The 22366-nt window shown below is 67.7% G+C and carries 26 protein-coding genes and 2 pseudogenes; 11 read left to right on the top strand and 17 right to left on the bottom strand.

The window, feature by feature from the left end; genetic code table 11:
* Positions 1-105: 105 nt before the first annotated feature.
* Positions 106-633 carry a carboxymuconolactone decarboxylase family protein gene (locus ACSHXN_RS41870; protein WP_355140415.1) on the bottom strand — a complete coding sequence of 176 codons (528 nt, stop codon included), beginning with the start codon at positions 631-633 and terminating at the stop codon, positions 106-108.
* A 135-nt stretch (positions 634-768) separates the two neighbouring features.
* Here ACSHXN_RS41870 and ACSHXN_RS41865 point away from each other — a divergent pair, with 135 nt between their 5' ends.
* Complete coding sequence (locus tag ACSHXN_RS41865) at positions 769-1173, top strand: TetR/AcrR family transcriptional regulator (protein WP_438306273.1); 405 nt, start codon at positions 769-771, stop codon at positions 1171-1173.
* Positions 1174-1439: 266 nt separating this feature from the next.
* Here the strand turns inward: ACSHXN_RS41865 and ACSHXN_RS41860 are convergent, their stop codons facing one another.
* Positions 1440-1748, bottom strand: coding sequence for a hypothetical protein (locus ACSHXN_RS41860; protein ID WP_356294303.1), 309 nt, complete (start codon positions 1746-1748; stop codon positions 1440-1442).
* On the opposite strand from ACSHXN_RS41860, the pseudogene ACSHXN_RS41855 reads away from it, so the two are divergent.
* The 3 genes and pseudogenes from ACSHXN_RS41855 to ACSHXN_RS41845 form a co-directional block, all read left to right on the top strand.
* A pseudogene (locus ACSHXN_RS41855) lies at positions 1716-1850 on the top strand (ISL3 family transposase); the annotation flags it as partial. The gene ACSHXN_RS41860 and the pseudogene ACSHXN_RS41855 overlap by 33 nt on opposite strands.
* A 490-nt stretch (positions 1851-2340) precedes the next feature.
* On the top strand, positions 2341-3117 hold the full coding sequence (locus tag ACSHXN_RS41850) for an alpha/beta fold hydrolase (protein WP_355140417.1): 777 nt from the start codon (positions 2341-2343) through the stop codon (positions 3115-3117).
* A 309-nt stretch (positions 3118-3426) separates the two neighbouring features.
* The gene (locus ACSHXN_RS41845; RefSeq protein ID WP_356294233.1) at positions 3427-4629 is read left to right on the top strand and encodes an MFS transporter; all 1203 of its coding nucleotides are present in this window, start codon (positions 3427-3429) and stop codon (positions 4627-4629) included.
* A 1679-nt stretch (positions 4630-6308) separates the two neighbouring features.
* Here ACSHXN_RS41845 and ACSHXN_RS41840 read toward each other — a convergent pair.
* The 6 genes and pseudogenes from ACSHXN_RS41840 to ACSHXN_RS41815 form a co-directional block, all read right to left on the bottom strand.
* The gene (locus tag ACSHXN_RS41840) at positions 6309-6683 is read right to left on the bottom strand and encodes a hypothetical protein (RefSeq protein ID WP_438306272.1); all 375 of its coding nucleotides are present in this window, start codon (positions 6681-6683) and stop codon (positions 6309-6311) included.
* A 93-nt stretch (positions 6684-6776) separates the two neighbouring features.
* Positions 6777-7004, bottom strand: a complete 228-nt coding sequence (locus ACSHXN_RS41835; RefSeq protein ID WP_355140420.1) for a hypothetical protein — start codon at positions 7002-7004, stop codon at positions 6777-6779.
* Positions 7005-7021: 17 nt separating this feature from the next.
* On the bottom strand, positions 7022-7339 hold the full coding sequence (locus ACSHXN_RS41830) for a hypothetical protein (RefSeq protein ID WP_438306271.1): 318 nt from the start codon (positions 7337-7339) through the stop codon (positions 7022-7024).
* A 298-nt stretch (positions 7340-7637) separates the two neighbouring features.
* The gene (locus ACSHXN_RS41825) at positions 7638-8078 is read right to left on the bottom strand and encodes a superoxide dismutase family protein (RefSeq protein ID WP_355140445.1); all 441 of its coding nucleotides are present in this window, start codon (positions 8076-8078) and stop codon (positions 7638-7640) included.
* A gap of 855 nt (positions 8079-8933) precedes the next feature.
* A pseudogene (locus tag ACSHXN_RS41820) lies at positions 8934-9167 on the bottom strand (IS3 family transposase); the annotation flags it as partial.
* Between the two features lie 26 nt (positions 9168-9193).
* On the bottom strand, positions 9194-9697 hold the full coding sequence (locus tag ACSHXN_RS41815) for a DUF2397 family protein (RefSeq protein ID WP_355140422.1): 504 nt from the start codon (positions 9695-9697) through the stop codon (positions 9194-9196).
* A 689-nt stretch (positions 9698-10386) separates the two neighbouring features.
* On the opposite strand from ACSHXN_RS41815, the gene ACSHXN_RS41810 reads away from it, so the two are divergent.
* From ACSHXN_RS41810 to ACSHXN_RS41795, 4 genes are all read left to right on the top strand, one after another.
* On the top strand, positions 10387-10659 hold the full coding sequence (locus tag ACSHXN_RS41810) for a hypothetical protein (protein WP_438306270.1): 273 nt from the start codon (positions 10387-10389) through the stop codon (positions 10657-10659).
* A 538-nt stretch (positions 10660-11197) separates the two neighbouring features.
* Positions 11198-11437 (top strand): hypothetical protein, encoded by a 240-nt coding sequence (locus ACSHXN_RS41805; RefSeq protein WP_355140424.1) that lies wholly within the window; start codon positions 11198-11200, stop codon positions 11435-11437.
* Positions 11437-11814, top strand: coding sequence for a toxin Doc (locus ACSHXN_RS41800; protein ID WP_355140425.1), 378 nt, complete (start codon positions 11437-11439; stop codon positions 11812-11814). The genes ACSHXN_RS41805 and ACSHXN_RS41800 overlap by 1 nt, the downstream gene beginning before the upstream one ends.
* Before the next feature lie 1061 nt (positions 11815-12875).
* Entirely contained in the window at positions 12876-13160 is a 285-nt protein-coding gene (locus ACSHXN_RS41795; protein WP_355140426.1) for a hypothetical protein, read from the top strand.
* A 504-nt stretch (positions 13161-13664) separates the two neighbouring features.
* Here the strand turns inward: ACSHXN_RS41795 and ACSHXN_RS41790 are convergent.
* Together ACSHXN_RS41790 and ACSHXN_RS41785 are read right to left on the bottom strand one after the other, a co-directional pair.
* Complete coding sequence (locus ACSHXN_RS41790) at positions 13665-13973, bottom strand: hypothetical protein (protein WP_438306269.1); 309 nt, start codon at positions 13971-13973, stop codon at positions 13665-13667.
* The gene (locus ACSHXN_RS41785; RefSeq protein WP_438306268.1) at positions 13973-14737 is read right to left on the bottom strand and encodes a hypothetical protein; all 765 of its coding nucleotides are present in this window, start codon (positions 14735-14737) and stop codon (positions 13973-13975) included. The genes ACSHXN_RS41790 and ACSHXN_RS41785 overlap by 1 nt, the downstream gene beginning before the upstream one ends.
* 123 nt (positions 14738-14860) lie before the next feature.
* Here ACSHXN_RS41785 and ACSHXN_RS41780 point away from each other — a divergent pair, with 123 nt between their 5' ends.
* From ACSHXN_RS41780 to ACSHXN_RS41770, 3 genes are all read left to right on the top strand, one after another.
* Positions 14861-15160 (top strand): transposase, encoded by a 300-nt coding sequence (locus tag ACSHXN_RS41780; protein ID WP_355140429.1) that lies wholly within the window; start codon positions 14861-14863, stop codon positions 15158-15160.
* Between the two features lie 565 nt (positions 15161-15725).
* Positions 15726-15968: a hypothetical protein gene (locus tag ACSHXN_RS41775; RefSeq protein ID WP_355140430.1), complete on the top strand. Its 243-nt coding sequence runs from the start codon at positions 15726-15728 to the stop codon at positions 15966-15968.
* A complete protein-coding gene (locus ACSHXN_RS41770; protein ID WP_355140431.1) occupies positions 15965-16279 on the top strand; it encodes a type II toxin-antitoxin system PemK/MazF family toxin in 315 nt (104 codons plus the stop codon). The genes ACSHXN_RS41775 and ACSHXN_RS41770 overlap by 4 nt, the downstream gene beginning before the upstream one ends.
* A gap of 811 nt (positions 16280-17090) precedes the next feature.
* Here the strand turns inward: ACSHXN_RS41770 and ACSHXN_RS41765 are convergent.
* The 7 genes from ACSHXN_RS41765 to ACSHXN_RS41735 form a co-directional block, all read right to left on the bottom strand.
* Complete coding sequence (locus ACSHXN_RS41765; protein ID WP_355140432.1) at positions 17091-18824, bottom strand: S8 family serine peptidase; 1734 nt, start codon at positions 18822-18824, stop codon at positions 17091-17093.
* A gap of 141 nt (positions 18825-18965) precedes the next feature.
* Positions 18966-19430, bottom strand: a complete 465-nt coding sequence (locus ACSHXN_RS41760; RefSeq protein ID WP_355140433.1) for a hypothetical protein — start codon at positions 19428-19430, stop codon at positions 18966-18968.
* Positions 19431-19774: 344 nt separating this feature from the next.
* A complete protein-coding gene (locus tag ACSHXN_RS41755; RefSeq protein WP_355140434.1) occupies positions 19775-20269 on the bottom strand; it encodes an IS3 family transposase in 495 nt (164 codons plus the stop codon).
* Positions 20266-20580: a transposase gene (locus tag ACSHXN_RS41750; protein WP_355140446.1), complete on the bottom strand. Its 315-nt coding sequence runs from the start codon at positions 20578-20580 to the stop codon at positions 20266-20268. The genes ACSHXN_RS41755 and ACSHXN_RS41750 overlap by 4 nt, the downstream gene beginning before the upstream one ends.
* A gap of 139 nt (positions 20581-20719) precedes the next feature.
* On the bottom strand, positions 20720-21031 hold the full coding sequence (locus tag ACSHXN_RS41745) for a DUF6510 family protein (RefSeq protein WP_355140435.1): 312 nt from the start codon (positions 21029-21031) through the stop codon (positions 20720-20722).
* A complete protein-coding gene (locus ACSHXN_RS41740) occupies positions 21031-21786 on the bottom strand; it encodes a ferredoxin reductase (protein WP_355140436.1) in 756 nt (251 codons plus the stop codon). Before ACSHXN_RS41740 ends, ACSHXN_RS41745 begins: the two co-directional genes overlap by 1 nt.
* Positions 21756-22355, bottom strand: coding sequence for a sulfite oxidase-like oxidoreductase (locus ACSHXN_RS41735; RefSeq protein WP_355140437.1), 600 nt, complete (start codon positions 22353-22355; stop codon positions 21756-21758). Before ACSHXN_RS41735 ends, ACSHXN_RS41740 begins: the two co-directional genes overlap by 31 nt.
* Positions 22356-22366 lie beyond the last annotated feature (11 nt).

Below are 22366 nucleotides of genomic sequence, written 5' to 3'. Positions count from 1 at the left end.
GGTCAGGAGGCGGTTTCTGGGCGTTGGAGTCACGTCAGTACGTGGTGAACATCGCTTTCATCGGGGCGACCTCCGTGCCAGTCCACGCGGTCGCGACGTCGCTGGTTACGCGCCCGCACCGGGGATGTCGACGACGGTGTCGTTGACGTTGTTGAGGTAGTTCGTGAGCAGCGTGACGACCACGACGGTCACGATCGCCTGGATCTCGGGGTCCGTGTACCCGGCCTCGCGGACCGCGGCGATGTCCTCGTCGCCCACCTGACCGCGGGTCTCGATCACCTGCTGGGAGAAGCGAGCGACGGCGGCACGCTTGGGATCGGTGGAGCCGCCGGTGCGGGCCAGCTCGATCTCCTCGGTGGACATGCCTCCGAGGTTCGCGGAGATGTATCCGTGCAGCGCCGAGCAGTAGTCACAGTTGTTGGAGTGGGACGTGGCCAGCGCGATCGTGTGGCGGGTCTTCGCGTCGAGGAGCTTCGCGATGCTGCCCTGCAGGCCCATCACGATCTCGAGGACGGTCGGGTTGGCGGCGAGCGCTGTGAACATGCCCGGAGCGAAGCCGAACTGCTTGGCGATGGCGTCGAGCGTGCCCTGCGCCTTGGCGTCGGTGAGCTCGGGCGTGCTGAGACGAGACATGGTGGTGGTCCTCCGGACGGTATGGGACTGGGCTATTCAGCCCACTCGCAGTAAACACGACGTGGACTGGGCCGTCAAGCCCAATCTGTGTTCACGTTGGGCCGCCGAGCCCAATCTGCGAGATAGGCTGGTGACATGCAGATGAACGATGGATCGCGTGATCTTCGCGAGCGCACCGGCAAGGGGCTGGCGACGCGAGGTCGCATCCTCGAGCACGCCGCGGACTTGATCTACACGCGGGGGGTCCACGCGACGAACAACGAGCTGGTGCGAAGAGCAGCGGGGGTCAGCGGCTCGCAGCTGAGCCACTACTTCGCGAACAAGGAGAGCCTGGTGCGCGCCGTCATCGACTGGCAGGCCGAGAGCGTGCTCGGCTTCCACCGAAGCGAACGGTTTGCCGGCCTCGACACGCGCCTCGTCGAGGCCCGGCGGACGCTCGAGCCGCTCCACGACGACATGTGCGCGGTCTATGGCCCCGACGACGAGGAGACCCGAGTCACGGTCGACGGCGTGCATCTGCAGGAGTGCGGGCAAGTGTGAAACACCACGCGTTCGGTCTTGTAGGGGCTGCGGGCGGCCGCGGAGCCGGTGACGGACACCAACCACTTGCAGCAGGTCCGCGTATCGCGGTCGAAGTTGCAGGCCGAATTCGAGCCCGAATGGTGGAATGCATGCTGGTCGTTGCCGAACCCCGTGGAGAAGGCCACACGTTGAGGTGCCAGCGTCTGGTCGGCGATCCACCGACCACGGCGCCCATCTCGCTGACAGGCTGGAAGCGCCAGGGGCTGGACCGCTGAGCCCCTTACCTACTCAACCCCCGCCTTCTCCAACTCGACCAGCCTGGCAAGGATGCGCCTAGGGAGTTCCGCAGCCGTCAGCCGGAACGGACTCCAGCGATCTTTCGAGTCGGGCTTCATCGATGCAGAGAAGCGGAAGCGTCCCTTGCTGTTGGGCTCGGTCACCATCTCGCCAAACGTGCCGCTCGGTATCAGCCATCTCACGCTGGCGGCCACGGCAGGCGAGGAATGGGCGGGTGGCCGGGCGGGCCTGGCCATCAGCCGGTGATGCGGGTCTTCCGGGAAGCCGACGCGCCGCGGGTGGACTGCCGCCGACACGGGGTGACGGTGACGGCGGTGCCCTGGGCCCGTCACGGCACCGGAGACACCTACGCCTTCGATCAGCAGGCCGCCTGGATGGCCTCGGAGTGCTCAAGAGCGCCACCGCGCTGAGGCTCCCGAGCTTCTGCGGTGGGTTTCATGCTTCGGACGATACCTGGATTGGGCTTGACAGCCCAGTCCCGGACAGCGTTAACTCCAGGAGTGGGCCGACAAGCCCAAAGCGACCGTCGGCACCAACCCGTACGGGAGCCCGGCAGCACCGCGTACACGGCGCCTGCAGTGAACTCCGACACACAGAGAGAGCAAGAAGATGAGCGACAGCAAGCTGTCCAGCGAAGATCCACATACCGGAGCAGGGAAGATCAACAAACTCATCGCGCTCATTACGGCTGTGGTGGCTCTCCTGGTGGGTTCCGTGGCTTTGAGCTCCGGAGCATGGGGTGAGAGTCGCGAGCATGACTCCTCGGCACTCCGCCCGACGTCGTCTTACCCGCAGTCTCAGCCACCCGCTGGTTTTCGGTCCAAGTTCGCGGAAGTGAATGGCTTCCGTATGCACTACGTGCGGGGTGGTAAGGGCTCAACTGTGGTGATGATCCACGGGTTCCCCGAGGACTGGTCCGAGTGGCGCAAGGAGATGGTTCCGCTCTCCAAGAACCACACCGTGATCGCCGTCGACCTGCGGGGTGCCGGCCAGTCCCAGGTCACCAAGAGTGGCTACGACGCAGTGCAGTTGTCGAAGGACGTACATCAGCTGCTGACACAGCTGAAGCTCAACAACGGCGTCCAGGTGGTCGCCCACGACATCGGTATGTGGGTCGCCTACGGCTACGCGGCGCAGTACCGCTCGGAGGTGCGGAGCATGGCTGTGATGGAAGCTCCCGTCCCGGACCAGAGCATCTACACCTACGCCGCGCTCAACGCCGACCCGAACAGGCCCTCGCCGTGGCACTTCGGCCTGTTCCAGATGCCTCTCGCTGAAAAGCTCATCGCCGGTCACGAGCGCGTCATCGTCCACGACATGATGCTTGAGTACGTGAACCGCGACAAGTCGCCTTTCACGGCGTCGGACTTCGACTACTACTCCCACTTCCTGAAGGAGCCCGGCCGTGCGACGGCCTGGATGAACGTCTACCGTGGGCTCCGCACGGATGTTCAGCAGAACAAGGAGTTCCTGGCCCAGGGCAAGCTGAAGATGCCCATCCTCGCGATCGGTGGTGAGTACTCCTTCGGTTCCGGAGTCCCCAACCAGTGGCACGAGTACGCCGAGGACGTCCAGGGACAAGTCCTGGCCAAGACCGGCCACTTCGTGAACGAGGAGAGGCCGAAGGAAGTGACCGCCGCACTGCAGTCCTTCCTACAGAAGTAACTCTCACCATCCAGGGATGAGCAACGGCCATCCCCGCGGACGGCAAGGAACAGCTCCGTAGACAGGATCGCGCCGGTGGTCACGAAAGTCTCCACCGGCGCGATCCCGTGCCGCAACGGTCGAGGGACCGGATGAACAGGACGTGGTTCACCGCCCGGTCAGGCCCGAGGCCGCGGTCGCGGCCGGCGGGGCCTGACCGGTTTCAGCTTCCCCTCTACCCCACACAATCTCCAGCGCACTGTTGCCCGGCAGTCCGGAAGCGGCCTGGACATCAAGTACTCACTCAAGCAACACGGAAGGGTTGAACCCATGCCCCTGGCGCTTCTTGCTCTCGCCATCGGTGCCTTCGGCCTCGGAACCACGGAGTTCATCCCCACGGGATTGCTGCCCCAGATCGCCACCGACTTCCACATCAGCATTCCCACCGCCGGACTGCTGGTCACCGTCTACGCCCTCGGCGTCGTGTTCGGCTCCCCGCTGATGACCGCACTCGGCACGAAGATGTCCCGCAAGCGGATACTGCTGCTGCTGATGGCCCTGTTCGTCCTCGGTAACCTGCTGTCCGCGCTCGCCCCCAACTTCGGGCTGATGCTCGCCGGGCGCGTCGTCACCTCGCTCGCGCACGGCGCGTACTTCGGCATCGGCGTGGTCCTCGCCACCGAACTGGTCGCCCCGGAGAAGAAGGCCAACGCCATCGCCATCACGCTCACCGGCCTGACCGTCGCCAACGTCGTGGGCGTCCCGCTCGGTACCTACATCGGCCAGGCCGCCGGCTGGCGCGTCACCTTCACCCTTGTCGCCGCCCTCGGCGTGATCGCACTGCTCGCGCTGGCCAAGTTCGTCCCCGCCATGCCCCGCCCCGAAAACGTCCACCTGCGGCACGAGATCGCCGCCCTGCGCAACCCGCAGGTTCCCCTCGCGATGGCGATAACCGTGCTCGGCTTCGGCGGCGTCTTCGCGGCGATCACGTACATCGCCCCGATGATGACCTGGGTCGCGGGCTTCTCCGAGGGCTCACTGACCTGGCTGCTGATCCTGCTCGGCATCGGCATGGTCATCGGCAACCTCGCCAGCGGCAGACTCGCCGACCGTGCGCTGATGCCGATGCTCTACGTCGCGCTCGGCGGACTGACCGTGGTGCTGGCCTTGTTCACCTTCACCGCACACAACAAGATCCTCGCGGCGATCACCATCATGCTCGTCGGCGCGTTCGGGTTCGCCACCGTGCCGCCACTGAACAAGCGTGTTCTCGACCAGGCCCACGGAGCCCCGACCCTGGCCTCCGCCCTCAACGTCGGTGCTTTCAACCTCGGCAACGCTCTGTCCGCGTGGCTCGGCGGCCTCGTCATCTCCGCCGGCTTCGGTTACACCGCCCCCAACTGGGTCGGCGCACTCATGGCCGCCGCCGCCCTCGGGCTCGCCTTGTGGTCCACCGCCCTGGAGCGCCGCGGCCGGCGCACCGCCGTGACCGCTGACCCCGGCCCGGCGCCGAGCCAGCTCACCAAGCGCTGAGCCGCTGTCGCACACAACGAGCCCTTCGAGGACCAGGCTCAGCGCGCCGGTACCGGTGACACGAACCCGGCCCGGGAAGACGGTCCCGGCAGACAGAACACCAGTGCCCCGCACAAGCGTGACGGCTCGTGCGGGGCACCGGTGACGGGGCGGGAACGTCAGTGCAAGGCCGATGGCCTGGCTGTGGTGCCGGGTGGGCGCCGGGGTCCACGGCTCCGATCCTGGTGGCGCTACCGCTGGGATCGGCACCCGCGCCGGGGCGGCGCGGACAAGGCTTGTCACATTCTGTCGGGTGGCCGAGCCTCTTCCGCATTCCGTTACTGGATCTCAACGTGCTCTGCTGTGGCCAAGCCCTGGCACGAGGTCCCACTACTCTCCATGCTCGGGATCGGCCGCTGACCGCATGCCCGCGCGCTGGTGGCACTGTCTGTCTCCGGGTGGGGCGTCATCAACCGCGACACGGGTTCTCCGACGGCTGGAGACGACCACGTCAGTACAGCGGTGGCCGACGCCCTCGCCCTATCGCTAATACAACTCGGCATCGCAAGGTCCACCACATTCTCGCCAGCGGCGGCCAGCTGCTGGGCAAGGGTTCGGCCCAGGCCGCAGGCGCCTTCGACGGCGAAGCGGCGCTCGGCCACTGCTTGCACCAGCGCATCAACTGGCGGAAGGTTCCGGCGTTGACGACGAACCGGTGCTGGGCCACCTGGTGGCCGGCAGGGTCGACGGCGACGGCGGTGTGTGACGACTTGTGCGGATCAATGCCGATCAGGATCACAGGCTGGCCTCGCACTTGCCGAGAGGGAGAAGGGAGTCCGGTGGGCATCCTGAAGCGGGCGACAACCCCGAAAGGCTCACCTCGGAGGCATCCTTTGTCCATCGTCCTAGCCATGAGCCGGCTCGTGCCCTACATCACCAGCCGCGTCGGCGAACACCCCGACCTGCTGCTGTCCCTGCGCATCAACCGCGGCCCCGACGGGCACCTGCAGCTGGGCTACTGGGACGCTCAAGACGGACCGCGACCTGCGCGGCGTGCTGTGGGGCCGCTGGTCCCAGACGATCGACGCCGACGGCCTACCCACCGGACGGCCGCGCTGGCGGATGGTCCACCCCTCCCGCCAGCGCGAATGCATGCAGCAACTGCGCTGCGAAGTCTGCGCCCACAGCGCCCGTACCCGCCACGGCATCATCTTCCTCGCCGGACCGGGCCAGGCGCGGCCGCAGGAGGCCGTGGCGCATACCGCGCGACACCCCCCGTCTGCCCCCAGCACGCCCGTACCGCAGCGGAGCAGTGCCCGCACCTCGACGGCAGGCCGACCGTCTTCCTCGCGCAAAGCGCACCGCCGTACGGAGTGATTGGCACCCCCTACCAAAATAGCGACAGCAGGCTCCAGGCGTTATCCGCCGCCGACGAAGCGCTGCCTTACGGGCATCCGGGACTGCGCTGGTTCCGCGCCTCACAGATGTGCGCAGGATCCGCGCCTACACCGTCATCACCCTCGACGACCTCCCCGGCCCCTGACCGCGCAGCTGCCTCGAGCCCCCGTCCCCTGCTTCAACGCTCCCCCGACGTAAGGCAGGGGGCGGACCCCCACCCTGGTGCCGGGCCACCATCCCCTCCCCCCACCCGGCCACACCAGAGACTCCCCCATCCAACGCCCGGGGCTGCAGGGGTGCTTTCAGCGGTCGGCGGTGACAAGGTCGTTGAGCTGACGGGCGAGCTCCGCGCTGGGCTGCAGGATGGTCCCAAGGCCGTCGACCTGGTCGACATCCAGGTCCTCCAGTGCCTCCCTAACGGCGTCCTCCGGCACGATCGCAGCCGCAACTGGTAGGGCAAGGCGGACCTCCACTCCACCGGACCCGGGCGTTGACACCAGCGCGTACTGGCAGAGTTCGTCCTCGAGGGCTTCGACCTGCTTGGCCCAATAGCGGGCATCGCGCCATTCGCCGCGGCGTACGTGCATGAGGTAGAGACAGACGGCACCGATGGCCTGGCCGCCGCTGGCGGCGTACTGGTGCCAGAACTGGGCGCCTTCCTCCCGGTCGGCCAGCATGAGCAGGCATGTAAAGGCGAGGGCGCCGCCGGGGTCGCGGGCCGTCTCGAAGCGGGCAATGCAACGGGCGGCGTCGTCTTGGTGGATGACGCCTTAGGAGACGGCCCGGAGCTCTTCCTCGGCCTGCTCGTGCAACAGCATGTCCGGTGCCGGGCCGGATGGTGTTCCGGCCGATACGGTGAGCGCGTTAATCCAGCGCAGTTCGAGGAGCTGGTCGGTGATGCGGCGGCGGGAGGCCGCGCGGTGGCCAGGGGTGTAGTCGCCGTTGATGCGGGCTCGGGCCAGGACGTCGTCTAGGGTACGCGGCTGGTGGAGGCGCATGGGGGTGTCACTCCTCATCATGGATGTCCTCGCCCGCCTGAAGCCCGAGGTCTGCGGCCAGGCGGCGTTTGGCGGCGCGCCGGGTGGAGCGGGACCGTTGCCTCGCACACGGCCATCACCAGGGCGGTCCGCTTGGTCGTGAATCCCAGGGCGAACTGCAGCACCATGACATCAAACTGGCGCTCCGGCAGACGGGCCATTGCGGCATACAGACCCAGGCCGTCTTCCAGTTCGGTAACCTGCGCGCGGAACTCGTCGCGGAAGCCGTCCAGGATCGGGTTGCAGGCCGCGCGAATGGCGCGTTCGAACCGCCGGCGTCTCCAAAGCGGCCGCATCCCGGCCCCTGGGCTTCCAGCTCGCCGCCCACCCGTTCCTTCAACAGCCGCCAGGCGAAGGCCTCGGGAGCGCCACGATCCGAGAACTGGGAGATGCAGCACAGCAAGAGCATCGCCGTCACGTTCGAGGAGGATCAGTACGAGGTCCTGCTCCGTGAGCGCGTGCCGGCGCTCCTGGTCCCCACGGACGCCGACGCGCATCCGCTCATGAGGGAGCCCACGCGGAGCGTCGACGACTGGCGACAATCCGGCCGGGCAACAGCTATGGCGCCACGGACGCCCCCATGGCCAGCCAGCCTTAGCTGGCGGTACCCGACTCGTCGGTCCTGCCGACGAAAGGCACAGTAAGACAGGCGAGCCGCGCCCCGGCCATTCCTGCCTCGCCGGGCTTCGTCGCCGTCCCGTGCTCGTGGATGATCACGGACCGGGCCTCGCCCGGCCGGAAGCTCCAGCCATGCCGAGATTCGGCGGTGGCACGGCCCTGGGCGTCGGTCCTGAAGTCCAGCCACACTTCGTTCTCGGGGTTCGCGTAGGCAGGGTCGGTGGAAGGCTGGTTCGGGTCCTTGACGTTCTGGTAGTGCGGACCCGAGGCATCCGGGGTGCGGCCACACGGCTTGGTGTGCACATGCGCTCCATACACGCGGTTCGGGAGCAGCCCGCTCACCTGGAGTCGTACGCTGGTGGCCGCGCCGCCGACGGGACCGCCCACCTGCTCGACGACGGAAATGCGAGCGCCCACGGGCACTGTCTTCGAGTCGTACGTCACCGGTTTCGACGGATGGAATGGCGAAGACGGCACGAACTGCCCCTCCGCTTTCACCGTGCGGGAGCCGTCTTCCGCGGATGCCAATGTGGTCGGCCCCGCGAGCACTGCTGTGACGGCAAGGGCGGCGGAGGCTTTACGAAGAATCCTCATGAGCGGTCTCCTTCGACGAAGCGTGACAAGCGGTCCGGCGTGATGGCCGTCCCACCGTACTGGCCAACGATTCCGCGCCACGCGTAGAGGGCGTCCGTTGGAGTGACGCGGTCCAGCAGGCGCACTCTGTGGGCCCCCACAGCGGCAGGTGCACCGATGACACCGGCCCAAGTCTCGTGCCCTGAATTCCTCAAGGCCGTGCCGGATCCGGTCGAGCGGAGCCAGTAGCGGCCGGGCGCGAACCCGCAGGCTGCTCGCCAGGCGGCGCCACCTTGATGGCGGTGAGGCCGGCCGAGGGCGCGGCGGCGAGCAGGATCTGGTGAATGGCGGGCCGGGCGAGCGGGGGCAGGCCGAGGCGGTCGGCGATGTCCTTGATCTCAGCGCGGCGCTGCGCGCCAGTATGCCGGCGCCGGACGGCTGGTGGCCGGTGTGCTGCTCGAGCTGGTGACGCTTGGGCATGTCCTTGTCCCACAGGGACAGAGCGCGAGGTCGGAGCCCACCACCCGGCGCGAGTAGGTGTCCAGGACGACCGCGCAGTACACCTTGCCCTCTCGGATTGGGTGCTCGGTGATGTCGGCGACCCACAGTTTGGCCGGGGCGGTCGTGGCGAACTTCCGGTCGTCCAGGTCGGCGGCCGTGGGCGTGCCGCGGCCATCGTCGGCGATTGCCGGGCAGTCCCTTGAGGCGGGCACGCTGCATGAGGAGCATGACGGTCCTGTGGCTGACGGAGATGCCGCGTCCGAGCCTGAGTTCGGCGTGAAGGCGGCGGATGCCGTAGGAGCCGTGAGAGGCGGTGTGGATCGTCGTGATGGCCTCGATCAGCCACGAATGCCGCAGGGAGCGAAGCGCAGGCAGTCGGGAATACCAGGCGTGGTAACCGGACTCGGACACGTTGAGCACTCTCGTTGCCATCTGCACGGACATGCCCTCGCTGGCCATCACCGCCACGGCCTCGCCGCCCTGCCCGGCACCGCGACCATCGCAGCGATCTCGCCAAGGCCTCGCTCCACGAGCGTGAGCAGCTCACCGCTGACCTCCCGTGCCGCGTCCGCGCCGGCCAGTACCTCATCCGCATCCCGCTGCACCCGCTCCCCCAGCTTGGACAGCTGGTAGCGGGACCTGGAACGCTGATACTCGGCGATACTGCCCGCACGAACGGTGTGCGTGCTGCGCAGCACATTGCCCCAGCGCACCAGCTGCTCCAGCCTGGCGGTAAGCGTCTCCGCATCCAACACCGCTGCAGGGGTACCCGACTGGGCCAGCTTGGCCAACACGTCGGGTACAGCCAAGTCCGCCAGCAGTGTGCCGCAAAACACCCGCATCACCGCGAGGTACTCCCGACGCTCAGGCGCGCTGAGGTAGGCGTAGGCGCTCAGCCGATCCCACACCTGGGTGCGGCTGTCCTGATCGGGCAGCTCTTTACGCAGTTCGTCCCCCTCCATACCGCTCAGCCTACGGACCACCACTGACACTGCAGGCGGAGTCCGGGGAAAGCCAGCCGCTCACGGCGTATCCCGTGGGAATCTTCGGCGTCCGCAGGTGTCTTGCCCCGATACGAGGCGAAGGGCGTCTCGGCCTTGCTACCGCGGTAGCGCCTCAGATGCCGTTGCGGCAAAGGGCTGCACCCACACGACCCTGCCGTTTTCCGGCGCGTACGGCCTGGCCACGACGAAGCGGATCGCGCCGGAAGATGGCGGGGCAACAGCGTCCAAGAGCCGGCGAAGGCCCTTTGTACCACGCTGCCAAGCCACCTTCGGGGCCCGGCGCGCACGTGAGCACCCGTCACGGACCGCCCGCCCCATGGCCTTCACCCCGCGTTCAAGGAGGGCCGGCAGCAGCGCGGGCTCGCCGCCGGTCGTGTCAATCGCCCAGGTGACCTGACGGCCGTCGTTGGTGGCCCTCCGAGACAGCAGTGTCTTGCCGTCGGCGTCCAGGGCGAGTCCGTGGTGGCGGCCTTTGTAGGGGCGGCCTCGGCCGCCCCGAGCGGCGGCAGGAGTGGCGAGGCGACGCCGTCCGCCCCGCCAAACCGACCGGTCCTGGCCGGCCCCGCGGCCTCGCGCCGCTGCGGTCCGCCCTTATCGTGCGAGGAGTCGCCCCTGCCCACCGCCGGCGCCTTCACCGGCGCTCTCTCATGATCGAGATGCTGTCCGGCCTCGTGCACGCCTGCGCTGGCCTGCGGTGCGAGGACACCGGCGTCGGGAGACGTCGCGAAAGTCTGCACGTAGTCGATGGCCGGCTGCAGCGCATCCTTCAGCGGGGCGATGTTCCGTGCGACCTGGGCGAGGAGGGTGCCGCCCTGGAAGGCGGCAAGGAGCAGCGTGGCCGGCCCTGTGGGATCCGCCTCGGCGCTGATGCGGCCGATGGTGACGCCACGCACCTGCCCGGAGTGCAGCAGGGGCCGTAAGCGATCCTGCGCGGGCCGTAATCAGTGTGCCGGGAGCGGGCGGAGAGAGCGCGGCAGCGACTGCTGGCGCGTACGTGCGTGGGCTGCGGCGCAGTGAGGGAGCGGTCGTACCCGAAGGAGCATCGGCGCTGCCGGGGATGTCGGCCGGATCAGTTGGACATGAAGCGCGCACGGGTTGAGGTGTGGCTCGCCCAGGTGACGGTGTGCGCTGGTGACGGCTGCATGAAGCCGCTCGGTTCCACGAAGGCGGCGCTGGCCGGGCTTGCGGAGCGTAACTGACTGCTCAGGCCCGAGCGTTGGGACCTCCCGGCTTCGTGGGACTCGCCAGGTTGGTCGCGTCGGTGCGTGTCGTGTCAGAGGCGTTCGACGCGCAGTAGAAGCGGTGCTGGGCGGAGAGTCAGCCTGGTTCGAGCGGACGTGCTCGTCGTCGCGTGGGGAGGTTCTCTTCGACATGCTTCTGAATCTGGGTGTCCCCGGGCCACACCCTTGAACGTAGGCGAGGCTGGCGACACCGGTACCAAGTAGGTACCATCGGGGGATGCCATCACTGAACGTGTCCTTCTCCGATGACGAAATGGAAGGCGTGCGTGCCGCCGCTGCTGCCGAGGGCAAGAGTCTGAAGCAGTACCTGCATGATCTCGGCGTGCGCGAGATGCATCGCAAGCAGTTCGTCGCCGGCGCCGCTGTCTGGGCCGACAGGCTTCGCGGCGAGTTCGACGAGGCGTTCCCCGAGGAGATTCCTCCCTCCCAGCGTGGCGACGGGGCTGCGGCTGCCTGATGGTTCTGTATATCGATGTGGCCTGGCTGCTCGATGTCCAGGAGGCGGCCCTCGGGCGCGAGGACATGACAGTGGCTGACTACTCGGCGCTGGTGGCGGCCGCCGCGCGGCACAAGACCAAGATGCCGACGCTTGAAGCGTCCGATCCGGATGCTGCATGGCGTGCCGCTGCTCTTTTGCATACGATCGTGAATCTTGAGCCGCTTCCTTATCGAAACAGTCTTTTTGCTGCTTTTGTGACTGCTCAGTACATGGACCAGTCCGGCGAGGGGATCGATCCGCCTTACGGTGCTCTGCCCGATCTTGTGCGGAAGGTTCGGGATAGTCGCTTGCGGATCTATGCCGTCGCCGAGATGTTGCGTTCCTGGCGGATCTGACGCCGCTCCGTGGCGGGCAGCGTCACCGTCATCGCCACCGAGGTCCCGCTCACGTCCGCCGCGGCGACACCGACCTGCGACGCGACACACGACACGCAGCTTCACACGTGGTGACGGGGCTGCGCGGCCGACGGCCGATCCGAGCGCGGCAAGGCTGACGAACGGCGCATCTTCTCTTCCGGAAGCCGGGCGACGCGGGGGTTACGTCTCGTCGATGTGGTGCAGGACAACGGTGCGGCGTACGCCTGCCTCCAGCGGCAATTCACGCGTGATTGGTGCGTGAGCGATCAAGCGAGCTGGCCGTGCTCCTGCCTTCGCCGCGCCCCGCGTGCCGGTCCTCCCGGACAGAACCCCGACGACGTGCCCCGGCGTGGTCAATGAACGGGTCTCGCCTGCGCGAGGAGGCTCCTGGTGCCGTTCGGTCCCGCTGGGAGAGTTGGCGTGCCGCAGCCTTCGCATCGGACGCCCGGCCCGCGCGAAGGCTGCGAGGAAAAAACAGTCCCCGGTAGTGCTGCGCGTGTCCTGAAACTTCAGTCGTCACTGTCGCCTCGGTATCGCGCCGGCTTGCCGGGGGCCTAACCCACATCCTGTCCAAGTCACTCCGTCGATCAGACGCCTCATCGACTTTGTAAACTCTTTCGGTGTTGTGACCTAGTAACCACGATGCACCGCATATTTTCTAAGTCAAGACGCTTTTGCGTTAATTTTGACGGGAAGTTCGACGTGATCACCCTCCGACTGCCGCACTCGGCACCCGGCGGCTTACTCCATGAAGCCGGGCACGGCATCGGCACGGCAGTGCGTGCACGCCGACACCGAACTGTCGCAGTGCGTAACGCAGCAAGGGGCCCCGGGAGAACGTACTCGAGCACGCAATAGAGCACAGGCACCTCCCGACGAATCTCTCCGGTATGCATGTGTGGGGCTTTCCCCGGCAGTGTCCGCATCGCCTGAAAGCCTGGCCGAGGGTCGTCGGCAACATCGGCCTGGTAGGAGCTCCGTCTACCTTAAAGAGCACGCCTCGAAATGCGGTCCGGATCTGCCTGGGAGACGCTGAAGTCATGGTCGAGCGTCCGATAATCGTCGAGGCACCCGGCGGATCTGGCGGCCGCAGCGTACGCGTCGGTGACGAGACCCTGGGCACGGCCAATTCGTTGCACGACCTGACCGTGTTCCTGCAATGCATCGGGCTGGTGGGTTGGGATGAGCTGGACGTGGCCGAATCGGACCTCATCGAGTGGCACGGGGGTGGTCCGGAAGTTTGGCCGTGCCAGGGTGGTGGGCCGGATTGCTGGGCGGCGCCGGGTGAGCCTGCCCCACCACTGAGGAAAACGTGGCGCGCCTGACAGGGTCCCCTTTGGGCCCGAACAATGAAGTAAGAAACTCCTCAAGATCAAACTCGTGGGGTTAGTCACTCGTGAATTCATACCATCATCAAATTTAACCTCGCCCGGTCAGCCAGTCGACGCGGCAGCACCGCCCCGCATGCCTGCTCAGTCCCCCACGACTGCTCAGCGGCGCTCTCGCAGCGACTTCACGACCGGCTAGCGACAGGACGGGTCCGTGACGACCTCCTCGCCGCCCTGCAAAATGGAGCGAAGTGCGCCTATCGATCGACGGTCCGCCTCAAGCCGGCCAGACACTACGCAGACCTCGACTCGCTGACTGAGGGCGCCGTGCCCGACATCAAGGCCTTCCACAAAACCACGACCGATGGGCCTGGCCAGATCACGGCTCACGGTCTGCTCGGCCCGACTGTCTGCGGCCCCCCGCAGTAGTCTGCTTCGGCCCGCTGGGGTCCTGGTGCGGCTTGCGCCAAGGGTGCGACGGTGAGTCCCGGCGCGGCCGGTTCAGGATGCCCAGTACCGGTACGCCTCGACCCAGGCCCATCCCTCAGGTGCCGGGTTGGGTGGCGGCAGGTCGAGGATGCCGATCGCCTGAGTGTGCCGGTCGTGTCTGCACAGGGCGGTGATGCCGCTGCCGGGCCGGTCCTGGATGGAGGTGACGGTCACGGTGACGCCGAGCACGACGGTGGTGCACGGCAGGGCCAGGCAATCCTCGATGACCGTCTGGAAGGCGGCGCATTGTTCGTCCTCGCCGTAGGCGTCGACGATCGCCTCCGCGACCATGGCGTCGAGTTCGGCGGTCGACAGCCTCATCACCGCTTCTTCCCTTGCGTGCGCAAGAGTTCCGCGAGGCGGTTGCCGACCGGGGTGACGCTGGGCAGGGGCTCGTGGGCGAAGTGTTTCGCCTTGCGGCGGCGCAGCAGCTCCTCCCCGTCCCGGTCCCAGGCGAACGTGGGCTTGCGCAGCAGCGCACGGAAGACGGCATCGGCGTTCTCGGGATGCCGCTGGACCAGACGGCGGATGACCATGGGAGCGACGGAGCCGTCGTTCAGGTACTCCCGAAGCCGGCTCAGGTGGGCGCGGTCGCGGGCCAGAGCGGGATCGGCGAACAGTGCGTCGAGGTGCCCGAAGTCGGCGTAGTAGCACAGCCCTTCGGTCTCGTCGTAGATCACGGCGACGGTGTCCGCGTCGCGGAATTCTTCGGGCATGCTGCTGAGTTCGTCGAGGGAGGGCCCTCCGTGTGTTGCCTGCGCGGCGGTCTCGTCGTCGAGTTCGGCCACGGCCTTGTCCTGCCGGTAGAGGTGGTACTCCCGCATCCGTATCGTCGCCTCGCCGGGGGCCAGGACGAGGATGTCGGTACCGAAGACCTCAATGAAGTCGGCGCGGGCCTCGGCCTGCATCTCCCATGCCCGGCGCAGCGTCTCGGGATTGCGACACAGCAACTGCGGATGGGCGGCGAGCGTTTGGACGGCGAGCTGTGCCAGTTGCGGTCCGTCGCTGGGCGCGTAGGCGGCGAGGTTACCGCTGATCAGCCAGGCGTCGGTGTCGGGGTGCACGGGCACGATGCGGGCGGCCACGAAAATCCTGGGGCTCGACTGACCCGGTGGAAAGGACATCCGTTTCCGGTGCCCACGCACCGCCACCACTCGAACATCCCGAGGCTCATCCGCTTTCCCGGGACGCCCTTGCCAAGGGATTCGGTGGGAAGCAAGTACACGAAGCGGTACACCGAGGAGTTCAAGAGGGACGCGATCGCGCTCGTCGACTCCTCGGGCAAGACGGTCACTGCGGTGGCCCGGGAACTCGGCATCAGCTCGGAGTCCCTGCGCGGCTGGTCCCGCCGGGCGAAGGCGGACCGGGGCGAGGGCGAGCCCGGTGAGCTGACCAGCGCCGAGCGCGAGGAACTCAAGCGGCTGCGCAAGGAGGTCGGCGAACAGCAGCAGACGATCGAGATCCTGAAAAAAGCGACCGCCTTCTTCGTGAAGGAGAACGACCGGTGAGCGAGCTGTACCGGTTCATCCACGCGGAAAAGGCGAACTACCCGGTCGTTCTGCTGTGCCGGCTGCTGAAGGTCGCCCGCTCGTCGTACTACGCGTGGTGTGATGGCAAGGGGACGGCTCCCCCGGCGTCCCCTACACCGAACTCGGCCTCTACGACGCGCGGGCGGACGCCCTCACATGGTGAACACCTACCCCACACCCGCAACCGGCCGCCCCACCACCAACCCCCACACCCAACCACCCAGCTACCGCAACAGCCCGGCCCTTACACAGTAGTCGCCGTAGCGGCGTCGTACGGCGCCGCCGGCTGGACAGACCGCGCCCCCTGCCAGCGGTTCATCGCCACTGCCGCGCTTCGCGCGATCCCGAACGCCGAAACGCACAAGCAGCGCTCCCGGGTCTGGAGCAGTTCCAGCAGGAGGCGTGGAACCGTGCGTTCGACCAGTACGGCCGAGGCGTCGCGCCCTGGCGCGCCGCCGGCCGTACTACGCCTGCCTCGGGATAGGTAGCCACCAGTGCAGCGCTACCAATCACCGCTACCAATTTCTGGTAGTAGCATGGGGGAATGCCCGGACTCACGATCACGTTCACGGACGAAGAACTAGCCACGCTGCGAGTGACAGCACGCCGCGAACAGGTCTCGATGAAGGCCTACGCCCACGCCACGGTCATCGAGCGCATAGAGCAGGAAGCCCTGCGCGCCGGCTACCGTCAGTTGCGCGATGAACTCGGCCACGCCGACAGCAGCGCGATCCGAGCCGCGGCGAACACCTCGGCAGCGCGGATCGCGTCCGAGGCCGGCGAGTGAGCGACGCCCAGGTACCGCACCGCGGCGACATCATCCAGGCCCGCACAGGCGGACGTACCGACCTGTGGGCAGTCGTCTCCAACGACATCCGCAACACCGAACTCGACAGTATCTTGGCCGCCCGCGTCCTCGCTGTCGGCGGCACCTCACCCACCCGCGTCGCGACCGGCGACGAAGACCCACTCACCGGATACGTCTCCGCCGACCACATCGTCACCATCTACCGCGACGAGATCCACGAACGCGTCGGCACCCTGACCCCCACCACCATGACCGCACTCAGCCGCGCCCTACGCGCCGCCATGCCCTGATCAGCCGTCGGAGACGGGCAACTGAAGGCCGAATTGCACCGCCGCCAGGGCCGCCGCGTCGGCCGCAATCAGCCCCTCACCGCCATCCTGGCCAGTTCGGCCCGCAGCAGCTCCGCCCGCAAGGCTACGCGCTCGGCAACCGCGCGCTGGGGGTCGGTCAGGTTGCGGCAGCCGCACCGCCGCACCGCATCGTGATCCCACGGCGGCGGGGCGACACCGTCAAGCCACACACCGGTGCTCAAAGCTTTAGTGGCTTTGAGCACCGGTCCGGTGAACTATTCGTCGGCGGGGACTCTCTCTTCATAGACGGCGAGGGGTTGTGGCGCGGGATCTGTGGCATTACGTCGGTCTGCACCATGTGACACTGCCAAACTTCCCCGGGCCAGGCCGTCCTGGCGAACGTCTGTGACGCGTTCAGTCTGGAACCAGGGCGGGACCGCTTCATCTTGATCACGCGCCGCAGGGAGGGCTGGTGTCCTTCGCTATCCACCGCGCCCTCCCTGCCGCATACACAGCACGGGCACCGTCCAGCCACATCGCTGGGAGCCGGTGTGGCTGGACGGACGAGCCCTTTCAACCTCATCCGGGGATGTTTATGGCTCGGATCGCCCCTCCGCTCGGCCATCTTGCAGGCCGTTCGGTCCCGGTCGGTCACGGAACACCAGCCGCGAACCTCCGGACACCCGAAAGACTCAATCGAGCTCAGAACAGGTCCCACATCCCATCTCGGGCTGGCCTGCAAGCCGAACGACACCGCACTTTCCCTTTTCCGCGGCGGGTGTCACTGCGTGCGGACGCCGCGCGTAAGGATCTATCCGGCCATCGACGGCGTGTAGGACGACAGGGCTGGTGCGAGTTGTACGCCGGGGGCCAGGCCGAGGGCGATGAGCGCGTCGGGCAGTCCGCGTCCGGTGCGGGCGGCGGCCAGTGTGCCGGGGGCGGCGAGCGGGCGGCAGCTGGCGGCGGTGATCTCGAAGAGGTGCTGTACGCGGCCGGGTCCGCGGGGCAGCAGCTGGCCATGGAAGTCCTCGTGGTGGGCGAGGATGAGGGCGGCGAGGCCCGCGATGTAGGCCGAGGCCGTGGTGGTGCCGTCGAGGGCCGCGTAGCCGCCCTGTGGCGCGCACGAGAGGACCGCGACGCCGGGGGCGGCGGCGTCGACGCCGGCGTAGCAGCTGAAGGGGGCGGCGAACAGTCCTTCGGGTGTCAGTTGCGGGCCGTGGTGGGTGGCTTGCGCGGTGCCTTGCGGGTAGGTGCCGAAGGCGCCCAGGGCGCCCACGGCGAAGACGGTGGGCAGCGAGGCGGGGAAGGAGATGGGTCCGCCGGTGTCGCCCGCGGGGGCGATGCAGGCGATGCCCGCCGCATGGGCGTCGGCGAGTTTGCGGGAGACGAGCGCCGAAGGGTAGGGGGTTGCCACGGCGATGTGGGCGATGTCGGCCTCGTGCTGGATGCAGTGGTCGAGGGCGGCGATCAGGTCGCTGAAGTGCCCGTCGGGCAGTACCTGGCAGACGTCGATCTCGGCGTCGACGGCGATGCCGATGATGCCCTTGCCGGTGTCTGCACCGGCGATGATGCCCGCCGTGTGGGTGCCGCTGCCGAGCGGGTCGTGGGCCCAGCCCTCGGTGGTGCCGCGGACGAGGTCGATGCCGGAGCGCACGCCTTGTTTCAGGTCGGGGTGGTCGATGCTGACGCCGGAGCTGATGAGCGCAATCTTGATGCCGAAGCCACGGAAGGTGGGGGGCAGCCGGTCCAGGCGCATGGCCTGCTGGCCCCAGCCGTAGTGCTGCCGCTCCTCCAGCCCCGGGTACACCTTGGCCAGCGGGGTGACGGTGACGAGGTTGTGCTGGGTCGCTGAGAGTTCGGGGCGGTGGATCCATCGGTCGGTGTAGTCGCCTCTGGGGCGGACGTACAGAGACTGGACGGACTGCTCGGTGTCCGCCGTCAGGGGGATGGTGACCGTCCCGTCGGCGGCGGTGATGCCTTGGCTCGGCCAGGTCGCTCCGATCAGGAACACGGCCGCACCGGCCAGTGGTTCGCCGTCGGGGCCGCAGATGCGCAGCGAGATCTCCGTGGGCTGTTCCTGCGGCAGGACCAGCCCCGGATCGGGCAGCGGCAGCATGCCCGTGCCCGGGATGGCGGCGGATCCGGTTGCGGACAGCGGCAGGTCCGGCTCGATGTGGACGTGCAGTGTCCGCATCGCTGGCAGGTGGGCCTCGGCCGCCTCGACGACCGCGATCTCCGGACAAGAGGTTCGCACCCCGGCCGACTGCAGCTTCTGCGATGGCTGGAGTCGGCGGATCACCCTGACTTCCGGCATCTGTTCCAGTCGGTCGCGCACCGCGTCCATGCTCAGTTCGCGTACTCCCGGCGGGAGCAGATGCTGCGGCAGCGGTGTCACCATGTACCGCTGTCGGCGCGGCTGCACCGTGACCGGTGATGGCGTGCTGTTCTCGCGTGGTTGCGTTTTCCTCCTCTCGGATCCCGCCCCGCCCGTCCCCGCGTCCTCCAACTCGCTCTCGCGGTTGTTTCCGGGCCTTTCCTTGGCCATCACGTCCACCTTCACCACGCCTGTGTTGTCCGTCCTGCTCGTGCTTCCTGGTCCAGCGACCGGGCGGGTCCCGCTTGCACGGTGATGCGGTGTGCCCGGGCAACGGCTCCTTGGCACACCGCACTGCGCACCGCTCCGGGGTCAGCCGATGCCGAAGGGCTGTCCCATCTGGCCGTAGCCGAAGCCGGGCTGCTGGTACTGCGGGAACTGCTGACCGAACGACTGCTGCCCGTACCCGCCGCCCCACGGTTGCGTGTTCTGCTGGCTCTGCTGGAGCAGAGTCACGATCGCGGTCGGCAGCGCCTGCTGCACGGACTGCTCCACAGCGCTGCGCACGCCCTGGAGCAGCGTGTGGTGCAGCGCCATGGCCAGGTAGGGGTGGGCCTGGTGGGCCAGGCCCTGCTGCTGGAGTTGCTGCTGGACCTGCTGGATCTGCTGCAGGGTCTCCTGCATGCGCTGCGCGATCTGCTGGCTCGCCTGCTGACACGCCTGCTGGATGGTCTGTTGGACGATCTGTCCGATCTGCTGCTGCGGGCCACCCATCTGCTGGCTGCCGAACTGCTGGCCGAACTGCTGCAGGGGCGGGGTACCGGTCATGACCGACATGAATGCTCCACTCGACGCCACAGAGAAGCCTACATAGGGGATTATGTTCGCTTTTCGGAATGAATCCGACGCGCTGAAACTAAGGTGCCGCCGCCTTGCCCGCAATCGGGCGAGCCGTCCAGGGGATGGAATCCCCCGATCGGATCCGGTGACGACCTGGAGTCGTTGAACACCCTTGCTGGATGTGAACTCGCAGAGCTCGGTGTAGTGGACGGCTCGGGTTGCACGCCGCGGTCGGAGTGGCGCACCAGGCCGGACAGATCGTCTCCGGCGTGGCGACGTCTCCACAAAGCCATCTCCAGAGCGTCCAGAGCGAGGTCGGTGTAGAGCGAGGCGGCAACCTGTCAGCCGACGACCGTCCGGGAGAAGACGTCAATGACGAACGCGGCGTACACCCAGCCGGAGAAGGTGCGGATGTAGGTGATGTCGGCCACCCAGAACACATTGGGTGCGGATGCGGTCAATTGGCGCTTGACCAGGTCGGTGGGGCGGGCGGTCTCCGGGGCGGGCCGGGTGGTGCGCAGGCTCTTGGCCCGTATAACGCCGTGCAGGCCGGCGGCCCGCATCAGGCGCTCGATGGTGCAGCGGGCCACCGTCTGGCCGCGCCGCAGCAGGGCGGCGTGCACCTTGCGGGCGCCATAGACGCCATAGTTCTCCTCGTGGATCACCCAGATCTCCTCGGTCAGCTCCCGGTCCCGGACGGTCCGGGCGGCCTCGGAGCGGGATTGGGCGGCGTAGTAGGTACTCGACGCGATCTCGGCATCGGTGCTCGTGAGGGCCGCACAGATCGGCTGGACGCCGAGCTCCTCCTTGTACTGGTCGATGTAGGCGACCTTCATCGCAATGGGCGGTCCAGCTCCGCGGAGAAGAGAGCCGATGCGGACTTCAGGATCGCGTTCGCCCGGCGCAGCTCCTTGACCTCGCGTTCCAGTTCCGCAATCCGGTCCGCGTCCGTGCTGGTGGTGCCCGGCCGCCTGTCCTCGTCGGTCTCGGCCTGCTTAACCCAACTGCGCAGGGCGCGGGGATGAACGTCGAGCCGGTCGGCGATGCGCCTGGTCGCTCCGGTCCGTGCCGCGGGATCCTTGCGGGCCTCGACACACAGGCGCGTCGCACGCTCGCGCAGTTCCTCGGGGTACTTACGGGAGGGCAGCCATGACCGACATCCTTCCGGGTCTTCGATGTGGTCTGCTCTGGGTCTGGTTGCGTGGCGGGTGCCACCGGTCAGGAGGCCGTGGTTTCCTTGCGGCGCTGGCGGGGGGTTGCCTCTGGCCCGTGGAGCCGTCGGCAGCTCAGTCGGCGCCCACGGGGATCGACAGTACTGTGATGCCGCTCGTGTCGAGCCAGACCGTCTCTGGCGCGCGCACCAGACGTAGCATGACTTGTCCGCACTGCTGGCAGCGGGCTACCAGTCCCGGTGCCTGGCCGTATACGCGCAGGCGTGCGACAGGCCCTGTGTTGCCGCAGTGCGTGCACTGGCTGGTCGCTACCGTCAGGTCGACGGCGAACAGCTCGGCGAGAGGGCCGGCCAGTGCGTTGCCGTCCATGTACCCGCCCTCTTCGCCGGGCGGGATACCGGTGTCTGCCGGTGTGCCTGCCGTCATCAGTCTTCTCCTCCGCCGAAGCGCTCTGTGCGGACACGCTCGGGGTCGTGTCCGAGGAGCACCAGGTAGGCAGCCGCTTTCTCGACGAATGCCGTGGGCCCGCAGACGTAGCAGGTGGGCGCGAAGTCCGGTGGCCATCCGTGGCGTGCCAGGTCGTCGGGCGTGATGCGGCCCGGGGGGCGCACGGACTGTTGTGGCGCTTCCCGGGTGTAGATGCGCGTGAGGTCGACCCCTGGTGTTCCTTGGCGGATCTCTGGGCCGTACAGCAGCTCGGCCGGCGAGCGCAGGGAGTAGAGCGCCCGGAAGGGAACCCGGCTGTCGGCTGCACGTCGCGTGCGGATCATGCACATCAGCGGGACCAGCCCGGAGCCGCCGGCCACGAGCAGGACCGGTTCTTGCTGTTCCGGCTGCCAGACGAACCAGCCTCCGACCGGTCCCCGGAGCTCCAGCTGGTCACCGGGCATGAGCTCGTCGGTCAGGTAGGGCGAGACCTCGCCCTCAAAGACTCGCTGTACTGTCAGTTCCAGGCGCGTTCCGTCTTGGGCCGATGCGATGGAGTAACTGCGCTGTGTGCTGTAGCCGTCTTCCGCGGTCAGCCGAATATCCACATGTTGGCCCGCCAGATGGCCGGGCCATTCTGGCACCTCCAGCACCAGTGTGACGGCTGTCGCGGACTCAGCGCGACGTCCTGTCACCTCGGCGACCCTCCATCGGAGCCGGTCGCCTAGTCTCCTCGATACCGCTGCTCTTGCCACGGGTCTCCGTAATTGTGGTAGCCGGCGCTCTCCCAGAACCCCGGGGTGTCGTTGTCCCGCAACTCCAGTCCGTGCACCCATTTCGCGGACTTCCAGAGGTAGAGGTGCGGGACGAGCAATCGGGCCGGACCGCCATGCTCGGGGGCGAGTGGCTGGCCGTCGTAGCCGTACGCGATCCATGCCTTGCCGTCTAGAAGATCCGCCAGCGGGAGGTTCGTGGTATAGCCCCCGTAGGAGGAGACGAGGACATACTCGGCCGCCGTTTCGACATCGGCGAGCAGGACGTCCAGAGACACCCCCTGCCACCGGGTGCCGAACTTCGACCACTTGGTCACGCAGTGGAGGTCTGCCGTCGGGGTCTCCGACGGCAACTTCATGAGGGCGGTCCAGTCCCAGTTGTGCCGCCTCCCGGTCTCCGTGGTGACGGACAGCTCCCACTTGTCTGTGCTTATCCGCGGCGTGGGCCCGGCCGAGAGGACCGGAAAGCCCACGGTCTCGTACTGTCCGGGTGGCAGCTTCCTGCCCGCGGGTGGCCGTCGGCCGTGGAAACCGCGCGAGATGATCGCCATGCTGGCCGTCC

This window comes from Streptomyces sp. HUAS TT11 (genome assembly GCF_051553595.1).
Taxonomy (GTDB): domain Bacteria; phylum Actinomycetota; class Actinomycetes; order Streptomycetales; family Streptomycetaceae; genus Streptomyces.
The sequence above is the reverse complement of the archived record's forward strand: the minus strand, read 5'-3'. Positions and strand labels throughout refer to the sequence as shown.